The 15,441-nt window shown below is 65.0% G+C and carries 13 protein-coding genes and 1 pseudogene; 8 read left to right on the top strand and 6 right to left on the bottom strand.

Annotation, left to right across the window (positions count from 1 at the left end; genetic code table 11):
- The first annotated feature begins 595 nt into the window (after window positions 1–595).
- The gene (locus JX552_RS08560; protein ID WP_346779311.1) at window positions 596–1,183 is read left to right on the top strand and encodes a peptidoglycan recognition protein family protein; all 588 of its coding nucleotides are present in this window, start codon (window positions 596–598) and stop codon (window positions 1,181–1,183) included.
- Here JX552_RS08560 and JX552_RS08555 read toward each other — a convergent pair.
- On the bottom strand, window positions 1,123–1,362 hold the full coding sequence (locus JX552_RS08555; protein ID WP_205876934.1) for a hypothetical protein: 240 nt from the start codon (window positions 1,360–1,362) through the stop codon (window positions 1,123–1,125). The two genes, JX552_RS08560 and JX552_RS08555, sit on opposite strands and share 61 nt — an antisense overlap.
- A 301-nt stretch (window positions 1,363–1,663) precedes the next feature.
- Here JX552_RS08555 and JX552_RS08550 point away from each other — a divergent pair, with 301 nt between their 5' ends.
- The 3 genes from JX552_RS08550 (at window position 1,664) to JX552_RS08540 (ending at window position 4,825) form a co-directional block, all read left to right on the top strand.
- Window positions 1,664–1,996, top strand: coding sequence for a hypothetical protein (locus JX552_RS08550; protein ID WP_205876933.1), 333 nt, complete (start codon window positions 1,664–1,666; stop codon window positions 1,994–1,996).
- 73 nt (window positions 1,997–2,069) lie between these two features.
- Entirely contained in the window at window positions 2,070–3,833 is a 1,764-nt protein-coding gene (locus tag JX552_RS08545; protein WP_205876932.1) for a serine/threonine-protein kinase, read from the top strand.
- Window positions 3,834–3,925: 92 nt separating this feature from the next.
- Window positions 3,926–4,825: a 2-oxo acid dehydrogenase subunit E2 gene (locus JX552_RS08540; RefSeq protein ID WP_205876931.1), complete on the top strand. Its 900-nt coding sequence runs from the start codon at window positions 3,926–3,928 to the stop codon at window positions 4,823–4,825.
- Here the strand turns inward: JX552_RS08540 and lipY (JX552_RS08535) are convergent, their stop codons facing one another.
- A complete protein-coding gene (lipY, locus tag JX552_RS08535; protein WP_205876930.1) occupies window positions 4,826–5,986 on the bottom strand; it encodes a triacylglycerol lipase LipY in 1,161 nt (386 codons plus the stop codon).
- Between the two features lie 119 nt (window positions 5,987–6,105).
- On the opposite strand from lipY (JX552_RS08535), the gene JX552_RS08530 reads away from it, so the two are divergent.
- Window positions 6,106–6,570: a PE family protein gene (locus tag JX552_RS08530; protein WP_205876929.1), complete on the top strand. Its 465-nt coding sequence runs from the start codon at window positions 6,106–6,108 to the stop codon at window positions 6,568–6,570.
- A gap of 15 nt (window positions 6,571–6,585) precedes the next feature.
- Here JX552_RS08530 and JX552_RS08525 read toward each other — a convergent pair whose 3' ends face one another.
- Genes JX552_RS08525 through JX552_RS08510 form a run of 3 tightly spaced genes read right to left on the bottom strand, consistent with a single transcriptional unit; the run spans window position 6,586 to window position 11,134 of the window.
- Window positions 6,586–7,326 carry a hypothetical protein gene (locus JX552_RS08525; RefSeq protein ID WP_205876928.1) on the bottom strand — a complete coding sequence of 247 codons (741 nt, stop codon included), beginning with the start codon at window positions 7,324–7,326 and terminating at the stop codon, window positions 6,586–6,588.
- A 16-nt stretch (window positions 7,327–7,342) separates the two neighbouring features.
- A complete protein-coding gene (locus JX552_RS32075) occupies window positions 7,343–9,964 on the bottom strand; it encodes a glycoside hydrolase domain-containing protein (protein ID WP_241010967.1) in 2,622 nt (873 codons plus the stop codon).
- Between the two features lie 24 nt (window positions 9,965–9,988).
- Window positions 9,989–11,134: a peptidoglycan-binding protein gene (locus JX552_RS08510; RefSeq protein ID WP_205876927.1), complete on the bottom strand. Its 1,146-nt coding sequence runs from the start codon at window positions 11,132–11,134 to the stop codon at window positions 9,989–9,991.
- A 586-nt stretch (window positions 11,135–11,720) separates the two neighbouring features.
- Here JX552_RS08510 and JX552_RS08505 point away from each other — a divergent pair.
- The gene (locus JX552_RS08505) at window positions 11,721–12,191 is read left to right on the top strand and encodes a hypothetical protein (protein ID WP_241010966.1); all 471 of its coding nucleotides are present in this window, start codon (window positions 11,721–11,723) and stop codon (window positions 12,189–12,191) included.
- Window positions 12,192–12,210: 19 nt separating this feature from the next.
- Window positions 12,211–12,791, top strand: a pseudogene (locus JX552_RS34035) (IS30 family transposase); the annotation flags it as partial.
- Window positions 12,792–12,852: 61 nt separating this feature from the next.
- Here JX552_RS34035 and lipY (JX552_RS08495) read toward each other — a convergent pair.
- Window positions 12,853–14,256, bottom strand: coding sequence for a triacylglycerol lipase LipY (gene lipY / locus JX552_RS08495; RefSeq protein ID WP_205876926.1), 1,404 nt, complete (start codon window positions 14,254–14,256; stop codon window positions 12,853–12,855).
- A gap of 286 nt (window positions 14,257–14,542) precedes the next feature.
- Here lipY (JX552_RS08495) and JX552_RS08490 point away from each other — a divergent pair, with 286 nt between their 5' ends.
- Window positions 14,543–15,430, top strand: coding sequence for a universal stress protein (locus tag JX552_RS08490; RefSeq protein WP_205876925.1), 888 nt, complete (start codon window positions 14,543–14,545; stop codon window positions 15,428–15,430).
- Window positions 15,431–15,441 lie beyond the last annotated feature (11 nt).

The raw sequence follows: 15,441 nt of genomic DNA, 5'->3' as shown, positions 1-15,441 counted from the left end.
TTCGCACTGAGCCGCCGAGAATGTACAAATTCGTGTCTAAGGAGCCCTGATCAAGACATAGCGCAGAATTTTCGAAGAAAATCGGCGTCGACTGCCTTTCATTTGCTGGACGCCGATGCCGCTATCGTGGGCGGCACCAGGTCTGACTATCTTGACGTCGTGATCTCGGGCCAGGGACCGGGGTTTAGGGTTCCTGGTTATCGGCGGCCACTAGCGGGGACCGCACGGGTGAGCAGTATTCAGTCGCGGGTTTGGCCTTGGTGAACAAATACCTCTGGCCAGTCCCCCACGCTGCAGAAGGTTTCGATTGCCGAATTGCCGACCCAGCGGAGTCTTCAACTTAATTCGCGTCGCTTAGACATCTAGGCTGCCGCCGACCACTGCAGCCTCTTGTCTCTATCGTGAACCCATGGACGCTTCTGCAGATCGTGTCAGTCGCCGCTGGCTGTTGTCAGCGGCCGGCGGCCTCGGGGCGGCAGCAACAGTCGGCGCATGCTGCGCGAGAAGTACTGCAGATCCAGCGCCAGCGCCGTCGACCGGCTCATCAAGCCCCAGCGCGCCGACTGCACCACTTGCCCCCCCGGCGCGGCACGCGATTTCGGCGACGCTGTTATGCCGCGACGCATGGGGTGCCCGTCCCGCCCGTCCCGGTGGGACGCCCCAAACGATCACCCGCATGACGCTGCACCACGCGGCCGTCATGCTGGGCGACAACCGCAACGCTCCGGCCCGCTTCCGCGCAGACCAGCGTTACCACCAGGACAGTCTGGGTTGGATAGACATTGCCTATCACTTCGGGGTGGACGGCAAGGGCAACATCTACCAGCTGCGCAGTCCCGAGATCGCCGGCGACACGGCCACGGACTACAACACGATCGGCCACTTCCTCGTCATCTGCGAAGGCGACTTCGACCGAGAAGCCGTACCCGAAGAGCAAATTCGCGGCGCAGCACAGGTATTCGCTTGGGCCGCTGGCACTTACAAACTTGCGACCAGCACGTTAGCGGGCCACCGTGATATCGCCCAGACCTCGTGCCCTGGCAAGAATCTCTATGCCTACCTTTCCTCGGGCGAACTCAAGCGCCGCATCGACGAGCTACTGGCCGCCGGCGGAGTGGACCTTCAGCCGTTGTGCGGATCCGAAGGGGCGGCGAAGGTGGCGGCCATCGAAGCCGGTAACTGACACATGATTTGCGCAAGTACACAGCACTGGTGCTGTCCGCACAGCGTCGATGCAATCGCCCGCATATCATCGACCGCCTCGTTGATCTGCTCGAGCCGATAGCGCCGGGTGACCAGCTCGTCGAGCTTGCCCTCTCGGTACATCGACAACAGCGCGGGCATGGACTCGCGCAGATTCATTCCGGCACCGAGCACACCCTCGAGTTGATTGGTCGACTACACCATGTCGTCGAGCTCCAGAGGAACTGGCAGCTCGTCACAGCGACTGAGGCCGGTGAGCATGCAGGTGCCGCCCATACGCGTCAACCGCGCCTCGACACTTCATCCGATCACCGCACCCCGCCCCTGTTGACGCCCAATCGCGGCAGCCGAGCATTCCGCTACCGCCAATGAGCCCTCGGAACGAGGGACCATCGGCCCTACATCCGGCTCCGGTGGGCGCGCATGCTGATTTCTGCATTCAACCGGGAGGAGCGCCATCATGGCAGACACAGACACCGAGAAGAAGACTGTCGCTGAACGCGCGGCAGACCTGTCCGAACGAGCGGCAGGCCTTTCTGATGATGTCCTGAAGTCGGTCGAATCAGGGCAGCGCGCGGCGATCGATGCCGTGCGAAAGTTCGTCGTCACCGTAGAGGATTCGATACCGGGGCACGGCGATGACCACCCGTCGCGGCGCAACACCATCGTGGATGCCGCGCTCGACATGGCGGACAAGCTCGTCAAGACCCAGTACGAGTTCATTCGGAGCGTGGTCAGCAGCGCAAACGAGGCACTGCAGAAGCAGGCCGACGCCAAGCCGCCTGCGGATTGACGGACGTCGGCCGGCACGGCTCGCGCCGGGCGAAATTGGCTCCCCCGCCGTACCGGTTTGTAGGCTTTCGGGCATGCCGTTCAAAAACGGCGAGGTCTTCGCTGGCTACGTGATCGAGCGCCTGCTCGGCACTGGCGGGATGGGCGAGGTCTATCTCGCCCAGCACCCGCGTCTGCCACGTCACGACGCGCTGAAGGTTCTGTCCCTGGCAGCCACCTCCGACCAGGAGTTTCAGGCGCGGTTCAAGCGTGAAGCCGAATTGGCCGCGACGCTGTGGCATCCCCATATCGTCGGCGTCCTCGACCGGGGTGAATTCAACGGCCGGTTGTGGATCTCGATGGAATACGTGGACGGCATGGATGCCGGCCAGCTGGTGCGCGACCGCCACCCGGACGGCATGCCCGAACGAGATGTCGCGGAAATCGTGACCGCGGTGGCCGATGCACTGGACTTCGGCCATGATCGCCGTCTGCTTCATCGCGATGTCAAGCCGGAGAACATCCTGGTGGCGGCAGCCGACGGCCAGCGGCGCAGGGTGTTGTTGACCGACTTCGGCATCGCCCGCAAGATCGACGACGTCAGCAACCTGACCGAGGCCAACGTCGCCGTCGGGACCATCAGCTACGTTGCCCCCGAGCAACTCCTGGGCAAGCCGCTGGACGGCCGGGCGGACCAGTATGCGCTGGCCGCCACCACCTTTTTCCTGCTGACCGGCGCTCCGCCGTTCCTGGACTCCAATCGCGCGGTGGTGCTCAGCCACCACCTCAATTCACCGCCGCCGCGGATATCGCAGCGCCGTCCCGAGCTGGCGCACCTGGACGCCGTGCTGGCGAAGGCGCTGGCCAAGGACCCGCACAAGCGTTACCCGACGTGCGCCGACTTCGCCCGGGCGCTGACGCAAGCCGGTCAGACCGAAAGCCCCGGCTCTGCCGAGCGTCCGACGACCCAGCGGCTCGAGCGTCTCGTCGTCAGCGGCACCGCACGCGCCGTGCAGTCCAGCCCGGTCGGTGTCGATGACGTCGGCACCCTGTCGGTGCACGTGGTGCCGCACGAACCGCTCGAGGACCTGCCGGCTCTTCTTCCGGTCGAGATTCAGACCGATCTGGTCCCAGGTCAACTCACCGACGGGGACGAAATCGAGGTCACGGGCATGTGGGACGGCGAGATCCTCGACGCCGACAAGATCGTCAACCTCTCCGCCGGCGCGCGCCCGAGGCGCCCGCGGCCCCAGCCGCCCGCGACATCGCCCACAGCGCCGATGGCCTCGTCGCCCAAGAGGCGCAAGGTGTGGGTCCTGGCAGCCGTGGCGGTGATCGCCGTCATCGCGCTGACCGCCGGTGGTCTGTTCTACTTCACCCACGGACGCGGCCGGCAGACGCGGCCGGGACCCATCGTCAAGCCGGTGAGCGCCACGGTGTTTTCTCCCGACGGCACGCCGGACAACCCACAGGACGCCAAACTGGCGATCGACGGCAATCCCGACACGGGATGGTCCACGGTGACCTACACCGACGCCGTCCCCTTCCCTAGGTTCATCCAGGGCATGGGCCTGATGCTGCACCTGTCCGAACCCACCGCGCTCAGTACGGTGATGCTCGACGTGCCCAGTACGGGTACACAGGTACAGATCCGATCGTCCCCCACCGAGAAGCCGGCCAAGCTCGCGGATACGACTGAACTGGCGCCCACCGCGACGCTGCTACCCGGTCGCAACCGCATCACGGTGACGAACCAGACGAAGACGTCGAATGTGCTGGTGTGGATCTCCACCCTGGGCTCCACCAACGGCCAGAGCCGCACCGAACTCTCCGATGTCACCCTGCAGGCGGCCGGCTAGGGCGACTTACGCGGAGCTTTCGTCCGAAAGACCCGCTGGCCGGTGACCTTGTCCTCTGGCCGCGCGTGGCGCGGATCACAGATTCTCGAACGATGACTGAGACCACGTCGGCAATCCCGTTCTCCGTCTGGCGGAAGATCGCCATGGCGACCTGGCGTCCCAGGACAGACCCGACGATCTCGGCCACCATCGACGTCGAAGCCGGTCAATTGCTCGACTACATCGACCAGGTTCGGCACGCGACCGGCCAGCACATCACGCCCGTAGACCTGGTGGGTCGGGCTGCCGGCAAGGTCGTCGAAGCCCTCCCAGGGCTCAACGGCCGGGTCGTGTTCGGTAGCTTCGTGCCCTCCCCCACCGTCGATTGCTTCTTCGTGGTGTCGCTTCGCACCGATCCCGTATCCGGCGTCGAGGCAGCCAGGACCGATCTGTCGGGCACCGTTGTCCGCCGCATCAACGAGAAGCCGCCCTGGGCGATCGCCAAGGAGCTGGCCGACCGCGCCGGGCGCATCCGCGACGATCATGACCCGCAGTTCAAGAAGATGAAGGCCATGGTCAAAGGGCTGCCGCCGCTACTGCTTCGTCCCCTGATGGCGGGCGTGGGATTCGTCACCGAGAGCCTGCAGTTGGCTCTTCCCTTCACCGGACTCGAAGCCCGCCCGTACGGATCCATACTGGTCAGCAACGTGGGGACCTACGGCCTGGATTCGGCCGCCGCCCCGGTGCCGACGTTCTGCCACGTGCCCATCACGATCCTGCTGGGTGCCGTGACCGACAAGGTGTTGGCTCGAGACGGTCAACCCGTCGTTCGTCCGGTGCTACCGCTGACGATCAATCTGGACCACCGCTTCGTCGACGGCTACCAGGCGGCGACGATGGCCCGCATCTTTCGTGAGTACCTGGCCGATCCCGCCGCCTTCGACCCGGTGCCTGCTCAAAACCCGTTGGGCGACTCCGCAAGGTCGGAGGAAAAGAGCCCGGTGACCGCCTAATCAGGCCACGATGCCGAGTTGCCGGTTGATGTCCGGCCAATAGGGCAAACCGCTCGGCGTGAGCAGGATGAAGTCGTGAATCCCGGTCTGGTTCAGTATGAAGCTGACCGGGGCCCCTTGAGCGATGGCGGCCTGCTGAAGGACGGCCGCTTGCTGCACGAGCGGATCCAACGCACCGGAGTAGACGTACGTCGGCGGAAGCCCGGCAAGTGACCCGTACAAGGGACTCACCATCGGGTTGGTCGTGGAAAGACCGCCCGCCCAGACCGCGCCGAGACCGCCGGCCCCGACGTCCAGCCACGGCGAAATCAGCACCATTGACGCCGGTACCGGGTTGCCGTGGCTGACCAGGTACTGAACGGACGACAGTGCGAGGTTGCCGCCCGCGGAGTCACCGACGACGCTGACGTTCTGCGCGCCGTGTTGGGTGATTAGCGAGGAGATCAGGCCCGCCGTGCGGGGCACTACCCAGGGGGCGGTACCGCCCTCCTGCAGCAGCGGGTAGATCGGCACCTCGAAGGTCGCACCGGTCTGGTAGGCCGTGACCGAGTAATTGATCCAGTGGAAGAACGACGCGGGGAAAATGAACGCACCGCCATGCAGGGCGACGACGTACTCGCCGGTCGGATTGGCCGGTGTGATCTGTACGACCCGCATCCCGTCATACGAGGTGAACTCGACCGTCTGACCCAGCAGTGCGTTCAGCAGCGGTGGCGGAGAGTTGCCGAGAAACCACGACAGCGGCGGAGCGTCGCTGGCGATCAGCGCTAGTAGCGGAGACCCCTGGATCGACGTTAGCGATGCGAATCCGGCAGCCAGGTTCGTCGGGATCTGCTGTACGCCGAGCACCACCTGCTCGAAGGCCGCCAACGGCGCGGCGCTCGCGGCCTCAGCGGAGGCGTAAGCCCCGGCCGCGCCCGCCAGCGCCTGTGTGAACCGCTCTTGATAGGCGGCCACCTGTGCGCTGAGTACCTGATAGCCCTCGCCGTGCGCGCTGAACAGGGCGGCGATCGCCGCCGACACCTCGTCCTCGGCCGCCGCCAGTACCGCAGTGGTTACGGCTGCCACGCCTTGATTTGCGGTCGCGACCGCCGAACCGATCGAAGACACGTCGGTGGCCGCGGCGGACATCAGGTCGGTAAACGCAACAACATACGACACAGCGCCGCTCCACCCTTCGATCGCCCGATTGTCGAGAGCTTATGCCTCCGTTGAGGGTTCATGCAGCGGTTTGCCGCAAACCCATGTCGAGCGGCGCCGTCGTGGATATGCTGCCGAAGATGCAGGTTGCGCCGGAAAGTCTCATCACCGCGTCACGCGAGCTGGCAGCCATCGGATCGGAACTGGATTTCGCCCATCTGAAAGCCGCGGCGCCGACGACCGACATCGCCAGCGCTGCAAGCGATGAGGTGTCCACGGCGATCGCGGGCGTGTTCGGCTTGCACGCCGAGGAGTTCCAGAAAGTCTCCGCGCGGGCTGCGGCATTCCATGACCAGTTCACCCAGACCCTGAGCAACGGCGCCAACGCGTACGCGAGCGCGGAGGCCTCGAGTGCCGCGGTGTTGTCGTCGGTTGCGCTCGCCGCGCCGGCGGCAGACGACAATCCGTGGACTTTTCTCGTCCAGCTGGGTGCGCTGATCCTGACCCCGCCGATATTTCTCGCGTTGCTGGGCTTCGCGTCGACTCTCCTGGCGACCTATTGGGCCGCGATGCTATTCAGCAACATCGTGCTGGGGAACGCCTAACGCTGCCGGCGGCCTCTAGCCGAGCATCACGGTCGTCGCATGGACCGTGGCGGCCACTCGAAACGGGCCGCCTTCGTCGCCGAGCCTCGTGGTGCCCTGCTCGCCGTCGTCTGCCGACCATCGCAGCGTTGCCGTCCACTGACACGTGCATGTGTTCGTCACCGCGGCGATACGCAAGGCCTCCGGCTGAGCGCTGCTGATCGAGTGTGGCAGCCGTTGGTCGGCCTGTGCTCTGACTGCGACCGGGCGCGCGTCCAAGTTCAGACCGAAGTCATAGGTAGGCAGCAGGCCCTTCGCCCTGAGCGGAATCAGGTGGGTTCCCTGCAGGGGACCGGTCTGCGACACAATCTCGACGGAAATGCTTTGGACGACAACGGTATGCCCGTGGAGGCCCTGCAGGGTGACCACGATGACGTTGCCGCTGGCGGGAATGCCACCGTTCGCATCCGCCCATTTGTCGACGTCGCCATGCTCCGGCGGTAACCGCAGTTCGGCTGGGGATTTGTCGAACACCCAGCCTTCACCGCCGTCGGCAGACGCCGGCGATGGGATGACCACCGCTACCGAGAGATACTGCTCTGGGTTCAATTTCCGGCCGAACCACTGCACGGCCGAGGTGACTCCCAAGGTGAGTAGCGGGATCACGACGGCCGACGTGACGATTGCCCCGATCCACACGCGTGCCTTCGCCCATCGGGTGCGCCGCGGTCCCCCGGCCGCGTCCGGAGCCTCGATTGCTTTGTCGGGAGCGCTCACGGTGTCACCGGCCGCGCTAAGCGTCCTGCAGCGACCCTGCGCCAGCGGCCTTGCGGCCACGGGCAGCGGTCTTCTTGGCTGGGGCCCGACGCGAGCGCGCCAGCGGCTTGTTCAACGCGGGCGGGGTAGTGACAGCCTCCGCTTCGGCAAGGAGGTGGCCGCCGACGTCACCTTTCAGGACCTCCGCCAGCGCATCGACCAGAGTCCTGCCGCCGAGCTGCGGCCAGCCCTTTCCCTCGGGTCCCAGCAACTGCTCCCAAATCTGCTGCAGCAGAGCGTGATCGGTAAGCTCCGGATTCTTGTCCTCCCCTATCTCGGATTCCTGGTGCTCGAATTTCTCGAACACACCGAGCATCGCCTTGTCCACCTCGCCGCGGAACCACGTCATGTCCATGTCACCGGGGTCCGGCTTGCCCTGGGCGTTGATGCCGAGTGGGTTATCCGCACCGGCCCACTCCTTGTGCCCGATGACGTGACGAGAGTCGTACCCCAGTTTCTTGAGCACCGCCGCGCTCGCGTCGCGCATGGTGATGATCTGGGCGGACGGCCACGTCTCGTTGCCGGCATGGTGCGCCCCGGGTTGCCAGGCGCACTCGAAGCCGATCAGCCGAGTGTTGCCGCAGCCGTGCGGGATTCCCGGATAACAACCCGGGCCGGCGTGATTGCATGGACCGACAGCCACCAGGTGGAACGTGCCGTCGGATGTGATCAACCCTTGCGCGAGCGGCCCTTCCAGCCACCCTGAAGGCTGCATCACACCGTCGCGGATCGCCTCCCACTGTTCCTTGACGTTGCCCGTGTGGTGGATCATCACGCCCCAGATCGGCCCCATCGAGCTGGAGCCGTTCTCGCCACATCCGGTGCCGCGGTCCTGCCAGCCCTCGTGGACCACCAACCGGTCGCCGAGCACTTCGCGCAGAACATCTTCCAACCACACGGGGTCCCCGGTGTACGCCACTTCTCTTCCTCCTCGTATTGCGGTGAAGCGTTCGAAAAGTTCGCCGGCTCGCGCCATGCGGCTTCTGATCTCGGTGAGATAGTCGCGGCGTGCGTCTGGATCGTTGTAGGCGTCGTCGGCGGAGCTTTCACCGGGACGCTGCTGGAGCCAGAACACGTTTTTCCAGATGTCTGGCGATGCACCTGGGCTGCAACGCTTTTCGTCAAGGCGGTCAAGAAACGCCCGGATATTCTCGTTGGGATCGTCGCGGCGGGGGTAGCTCTCGTCCTGCTGGTAGACACCGTGCCAGGCTCCGCCGCCGCCGACAGCGTCCGGATGCAGGGACGACTCCTGAATCGCCGTAGCCAGGCAGGCGATCACTTCATCGCTGTTGTAGCGGCGCCGCAGCCCTTCGCTGACGATGACTTCCGCGACGGCATCGGCATCGGACTGGCGGGTCAACGAGCCCAGTTGTTTCAAGACCGTCCAGCGGCCCGACTCCTGTTGCGCCGCAGCGTCCTCCCGGCCGAGATCCCACTGACCGAAGTCTTCTCGCAGGATGCGGTTGCGATCCACGCCGACGCCGCCGACGTGTTGTTTGTCGATCTCGAACTGGTGCAGGTGGGCGGCCGGATGGACCCGTCCCCCGCTGTATCCCTCGTCCCAGTCGTGCATCCAGAAATACGTGCCGATGCCATCGCGGATCGCCCACTCGATGCAGGGAAAATTGCAGTAGACGCCGGTCCGGTCCCTGCCGAGCCGCTCCTGCCAGGCCAACAGGTACGGGCGGCACTGCGTGTTCCACTCCTCCTCGCTGGGGCAGGCGTCAATCGACACGTAGATCGGCGCGGTGTCCGGCCCGCCGGCGTCGGCGTGTAGTCGCTGCCCGCGCTCGGCGTCTTTGTATCCTTGCGCCGCTCCGCCTTTCCAGTCCGCGTTGGCGGCCTTGCCGAACTGATAGTTCGACACCACCGCGAGGCCGTGAGCACGCAGATCGTCGGCTTCCTGTTTGCGCAACGGCTTGCCGTGCATCCAGCCCTCACGAGGATCGGACACGTAACGCACCGCACCGGCATACCCCGCGGCCCGGATCTGCTCGGCACTGGGAACACCGGCGGAGTAGTCGACGAGAACCTGGCCAACCAGTGACGTACCAGGCTGTGCCGCCTGCGCTTTCGGCGCCTTCCGGGGATCGACCGCGTCTTTGAGCCACACTTCGTTCGGGTCGCGGTCCTGTCCACCTTCGCGGCCCGGTGGACCCCAGGTTTCGAAGTGCAGGTGCGGGCCAGAGGAAGCGCCTTCGGAGCCGACGACCGCGATCTGCTGGCCGGCCCGTACGCGCTCGTTGGTCTTCCGTGGTTGACCGGTGTCCGGATTCACCAACGACGACGGGGGCATGTGGCCAAGAACGAAGTCCAAGCCCCATTCCTGTTGCGCGTCGATCCACAGCCACGAACCGAACCCCCTTAGATCGTCATTGATTCCGACGCGGACGAAAAAGCCGTCCGCGGGTGCGTAGATCGGGGTGCCGTGATCCGCCGCGATGTCGACGCCACGATGCTCAGGACGGTCTTCGATGCGGTAACCGCTGCTCTGACCGGTGTAAGTCCCGGGCGCCAGTGGGTGGTACTTGACCTTGCTGGACTTGGCAATACTCAACTGGCGGGACGATTTTCGCGCTGCGGCTGGTATCGATGCCATGTTCTGATTCCTTCTCTGCATACGTCACGCGGTGGCCGGAGTGGCGGGTGCCGGCACGGCCGGGCGGCCGGTGAGCAGACTCCGCACCCAGCTCACCCCGCCGCTGATGTCGTATGGCGAGTAGTGCGGGTTCGGCTTGTCCTTCAGAAACACGACGCCCGAGATGATCGCCTCGATGATCGCGTAAATCTCCCTTTCCGGCCTACTGAACAGCGTGCTGATCTGGAACGCCAACGACATCGGGTCGGAGAAGAAGTCGCCACGCGCGACGGCCTGGTAGACCGCCGCCTTGGCCTTGCTGGCGTCGTTGTCACCGTTCTCGGCGAAGATGTCGCCCTCGCGGTAGACGTCCATCCAATTGTCCGGCTTCACCGGGAATCCCGGTAGGCCGAAGCGCCGGTAGGGGTCCAGGCCATGTGTTCCCGTCTTCTTGAGCCATCCGGTTGCCCAGGGGGCGATGCTGTCGGTCTGACGGCACGGGTTGCCGTAGGCCAGCACGCCGAGCAGATCCGCCTCGCGCCACTCCAGCGGCTTGCCCGGGGCGAGGTGGTCCATCCAGAAGTCGAACCCGACGATCGCGCCCTGACTGAAGATGCCGAGCACCCACTTGGTGCCGGCGGGGAACGGCACCCCGTTGTCCATCACGGTCGCGCCCACCAGGCGGGCCAGCTCGTTCTCGCCGCTGGCGTTGTCGAACGGGAAGGCCGCGTTGTGGTAGCCGATCGGCTGATGGCGGCAGAGCCCCTCCCCCTCCAGCTGGGTGGCCGTGTCGGCCACCGGCCCGTAGAACATGTCCGATTTGTGGCCTTCGACAGTGAACATGATCGGCAGGACCCGCGCCGATCCGGAGCGCACCCGGTCGTCGGCGCCGGGCGCCGGGTAACTGCCGAGCCGTTGGCGGACAGCGAGATTGGCCACCACTCGCCCATTCGGGTCGCGGCTGATCGGTAACCCGGTTCGCTGGCAGAACTGCTCGACGGCGCGAGCCACCAGTTCGTCGTAGTTCGGCTGGGCCACCACTCCCAAGTCCCGCGCCCACTGATACTTGTCGTGCAGCTTGGCCGTCAGCAGCCTGATCGCATTCCAGTTCGGGGCATCGCGCGGGGTGTCCGGGTTGTCGACGTCGCCGACGCCCAGACCCATCCACTGCCCGTTCGCGTCATTCGCCATCTGGATCTCCTGCCGCGTTGCCCAGACGCACACCCGGCGAGGGCCGCGGTGATCGGCGCCGACCACCTCGCCAACCGTGACTTCGACTACCGCCCATGATCTTCGCCGCCCACCCGCAGGGATGCTTCGATCACAGCACTGAGCCGAGTGCGTCGATAGGGTCCAAAGTCCCGACTTGGCCATGCGTCAAATATGTTGCACCGCAATCTCTTTGAACACCTAGTCGAGTACTTTCCATTCGACGGGACCGCCCTGCGATGCCGAACTGGTCCGGGACTTCCCCGAGCAACTACCGCTGTGGGTCGTTCACGATTGTCCCGGCCCGGTGCGGTTGACCACGGTTGCGTCCAGGCTGAGTTCGTAGATGCTCGGGCCGGACGTCTCCGTCTGCCACAGACGGCGCTGATCTTTCGCATCGTGGCCGGTCTGTCGTGTCGTCGACGTTCCCGTCATCGCCATCCCAGACCGAACCCCGGTGACGCTTCCAGTACTTGGCGCCGGTGCGCACGCGATTAGAGACCAAGGACCCTGGACTTCGGGTCATAAGTCCGCCAGCAACCAGGCCGCGATCGAATAGGGTCAGTGGATGCGGCTATGGCGGTACGGGCTGTCGACCACGTTGAGCGCGATGGCGATTTCGGTCGCTCCGGCAGTCGCCGCACCCGGCGATGACAACAGTCCAGCGGTGGACGACCTCGACAGCTATCCGCTGGCCCCTGGCACCTACAGCTCCTCGTCGTTCTCCTGGGTCTACTTCAAGACACCCGATGGCCGCTCCTGCGGCATCGCGCCCAACGGCGGCCCGATCGGCTGTGACGCGGTGCCGGCGGACGCCCCACCGGGCACCAACCAAACCTTTGCCGACGCGACCCACCCCGCTCAGTACCGCCATTCGGACACCCGGATCTTCACCCAGGACTTTCCGGTGTTGCCCGCGGGCTACCGGGTTCAGACCATGGGCGCGGCGTGCGCGGTCGACGACCAGGGGGCCGTGCACTGCCAGACCGAGGGCAGCCATGGGTTCATCCTGTCGATTGAGCATGGGGTGCTCTGGTAGACGACCGAGGCCGCTGACCCGGGCCGTGCCTGGGCATTCGGAGGGCGATCTAATCATCGGTAAAAACAAGGCCTCCCAGATCGGCACCTTGGTGGAGCGTTCCACTGGCTTTGTGCAGCTGCTGCACCTGCCCGCCAGCCGCGAGGCCGACGTGGTCGCTGACGCCATGATCGCCAAGATCCAAGCCCTTCCTCCGAATCTCTGGAAAACACCCACCTGGGCTTAGGGCCACGAAATGGCCGCTCACGGACTTATCAGCATTGACGCCGGGATCGACATCTACTTCTGCGACCCGCATTCGCCGTGGCAAGCGTGGCAGCGTGGCAGCGTGGCAGCGTGGCAGCGTGGCAGCGTGGCAGCGTGGCAGCGTGGCAGCGTGGCAGCGTGGCAGCGTGGCAGCACAAGAAAACACTAATGGCCTTTTGCGGCAATACTTTCCGAAGGGAACTGACCTTTCGGCGCACTCGGCCGCCCATCTCGACGAGGTAGCCATCGAGCTCAACAACCGGCCACGGACGCTTCGACTGGGACAGCCCCGCTAACGTCCTCGACCGGCTACTGTCAACAGCGTCAGAAGCCTCTGTTGCAGGCAAACCTTGAACCCGCCTCGAACTTCCGCTGCAAATTTACAGACTCGATGCTCGAGCAGGAAGTGACGCGATCAGGCCGCGATACCAAGTTCCTGGTTGATCTGGTGCCAATATGCGGGCCCATCGACGGTGAGAATGAGCCAGTCGTGGATCTGGCCGTTGGCCAACACGAAGCTCAATGGCGCATTGGCGATCGCGGCATTTGCCTTCAATACCAGCGCATCCGGAGAGAGTATGTCCAGATTGCCGGTGTAGACCGTCGTCGGGGGGAGACCGGCCAGCGATCCGTGAATCGGGCTTACCCACGGATCGTTGATCGGCAGGCCTCCGGCCCACTGTCTGCCGAACTGCTGCGCCAGCCCGACGGGCAGCAACGGATCCTGGACGAACGCGATATTCGGGTTGGTCATGGACAGGTCGAGCCAGGGAGACAGCAGGACCATGGACGACGGCATCTGCGCACCGTCGAGCACCATCTGCTGGACGGCCGCCAGCGCGAGATTGCCGCCGGCGGAGTCCCCGATGACACTGACATACGGCGTTCCGTACTGCGCGGTTTGTGCGGCGACGAAGTTCGCCATCATCGGCACAACCAGCCCGGCCGTACCCCCTTCCTGCAGCAACGGATAGATCGGCACCTGAATGGTCGCGCCGGTTTGGTAGGCCATCACCGAATAGTGAATCCAGTGCAAAAAGGACGGCGGGAAGATGAAGGCGCCGCCGTGGATGGCGACAACCTGCTCACCGGTGGCATTGGCCGGCGTGATGTGCACGACGCTCATCGTCCCACCGGTGGGACTGTCATACGTGCTGTAGGCGACCGTCTCCCCGAGGAGCAAATTCAAAAACGGCGGCGGGGAATTGCCGATGAACCAGGACAACGGTGGCAGGTCGCTGGCCAGTAGCTGCAGGATGGGGTTACCCGGCGTCGCGATATAGGTGTCCAGCCCCGACAGACTCAGCAGCGGCTTGACCGGGTACAGCAAAGCCTCTTCGAATCTGGTGATCAAAGATGGCGAGCCGGTGTAGGTGCCGACCTGCCCCGCGGGAATGGGCGGAGCGGCTGTCGCGCCGAAGACGGCCGTGAAGATCTCGTTGGCTATCCGGTTGAAGCCGGCGGCAACGCCGTTGGGGAACTGCGCGATCTCCCGCTGGAAGAGGGTGACGGTCTCCTCGAACGTCTGCAGCGGCGCGGCACTGGCGGCCTCGGCAGCGGCATACGCGCCGCTGGCATTGGTGAGGGTCTGCACGAACTGGCTGTGGAATTGTGCGACCTGGGCGCTCAGTGCCTGATAGCCCTCGCCGTGAACGGAGAACAGTTCCGCAATGGCCGCTGATACCTCGTCTTCGGCGGCAGCGAGCAAACCGGTTGTCGAAGCTAACGCGGCCGCGTCGGCAGCCCCGATCGCCGAGGCAACGTCGGCCGCATCCGCTGCCGCGGCCGTAACCCACTCGGGCACAACGATCAACGACATGACATCTTCCCCTCAATCCCCCTGTGGCCCATTCCTTTTCAGGGACGAAACCAGAAATGATCCGCCTGACACGCTCATCCAACCGACTCGGACGAGTCGCCCGCCTCCAAGAAATCTATCGTTGGCCTCGCCGAACCGTTGGTGAAATGCGGAGAAAACAGGTAGTGGCCGGGACTTCGATCGGTGCCTTTGGTCCTCTAGCTTGCATCTCTTCGGCCCTGATAGTCACGGCATGCCTGGGTGATGCTGCGGATTGGTAATTCGACGATCAGAAGAGAACTGAATCATGTGGCAACCACCACGCGGCGCGATCTTGGTTTGCGTCGATGGCTCAGCAGCGGCACTGGGCGCCGTCCGCTGGGCGGCCCGTGACGCGGTGCTGCGGAACGCACCGCTGACTCTGGTCCATATCTCCGACGCCCCCTTGCCCGAGTGGTTCGAGGCCACCGCGATGGCCGGCGGCAGGCAACGGCCGGAGCTCGGGGCCATCGAAGCGGCGACCGAGATCGCCGATGCGTGCGCTGCCAATTGCGGTCCACTGCAGATCGACAGCAAGGTGTTCAACTCGGCGACTATCCCGACGCTCGTCGGCCTCTCCGCAGAGGTGGAGATGGTCGTGGTCGGCTACCGAGGACGTGGCGGCGTGTCGGCCCGCGGCCTGGGCTCGGTGAGTTCGGCATTGGTCTACAGCGCCCACTGCCCCGTCGCGGTGATCCATGGCAACCAAACCATGATCGACGGTGCCGCGCGGGAGCCGGTGCTGGTGGGCATCGACGGCTCGCCGGCATCGGAAGCTGCAACTGCCATCGCATTTGCCGAAGCCTCCCGACGAGGCGTCGGCCTACTGGCTTTGCACGTCTGGACCGACCCCTGGGTTTCCGGCTCCCGGACGTCGTTTCAGGACTCCTCCTGGGACGCTCGGCCATCCGAGGAGGAGGAAAGCCTCGCCGAACGGCTGGCGGGTTGGCACGAACGCTATCCCGATGTGGCGATCCACCGCTCCATCGAAATCGGCGATCCGGCACGGTGTCTGATCGAGGCGTCCCGACAGGCGCAACTACTTGTGGTCGGCAGCCACGGCTGCAGCCGGTTCCGTGGCACAGTGCTGGGATCGGTCGGGGCCTCGGCGGTCAACAAGGCCAAGGTCCCCGTGATCGTCGCGCGTCAGTCCTGACGGCCACCGCA

Source organism: Mycobacterium gordonae (assembly GCF_017086405.1).
GTDB lineage: Bacteria > Actinomycetota > Actinomycetes > Mycobacteriales > Mycobacteriaceae > Mycobacterium > Mycobacterium gordonae_D.
This window is presented reverse-complemented; position numbering and strand designations above follow the sequence as displayed.

What these genes read in the sequence shown, in the direction of transcription:
- JX552_RS08555 (WP_205876934.1), bottom strand. Translation starts at nt 1,362, where the DNA reads ATGAATCTGCGCGAGTCCATGCCCGCGCTGTTGTCGATGTACCGAGAG.
- JX552_RS08510 (WP_205876927.1), bottom strand. Translation starts at nt 11,134, where the DNA reads ATGGCGAATGACGCGAACGGGCAGTGGATGGGTCTGGGCGTCGGCGAC.
- JX552_RS08505 (WP_241010966.1), top strand. Translation starts at nt 11,721, where the DNA reads ATGCGGCTATGGCGGTACGGGCTGTCGACCACGTTGAGCGCGATGGCG.
- JX552_RS08530 (WP_205876929.1), top strand. Translation starts at nt 6,106, where the DNA reads ATGCAGGTTGCGCCGGAAAGTCTCATCACCGCGTCACGCGAGCTGGCA.
- JX552_RS08550 (WP_205876933.1), top strand. Translation starts at nt 1,664, where the DNA reads ATGGCAGACACAGACACCGAGAAGAAGACTGTCGCTGAACGCGCGGCA.
- JX552_RS08540 (WP_205876931.1), top strand. Translation starts at nt 3,926, where the DNA reads ATGACTGAGACCACGTCGGCAATCCCGTTCTCCGTCTGGCGGAAGATC.
- lipY (WP_205876926.1), bottom strand. Translation starts at nt 14,256, where the DNA reads ATGTCGTTGATCGTTGTGCCCGAGTGGGTTACGGCCGCGGCAGCGGAT.
- JX552_RS08490 (WP_205876925.1), top strand. Translation starts at nt 14,543, where the DNA reads ATGTGGCAACCACCACGCGGCGCGATCTTGGTTTGCGTCGATGGCTCA.
- JX552_RS32075 (WP_241010967.1), bottom strand. Translation starts at nt 9,964, where the DNA reads ATGGCATCGATACCAGCCGCAGCGCGAAAATCGTCCCGCCAGTTGAGT.
- JX552_RS08545 (WP_205876932.1), top strand. Translation starts at nt 2,070, where the DNA reads ATGCCGTTCAAAAACGGCGAGGTCTTCGCTGGCTACGTGATCGAGCGC.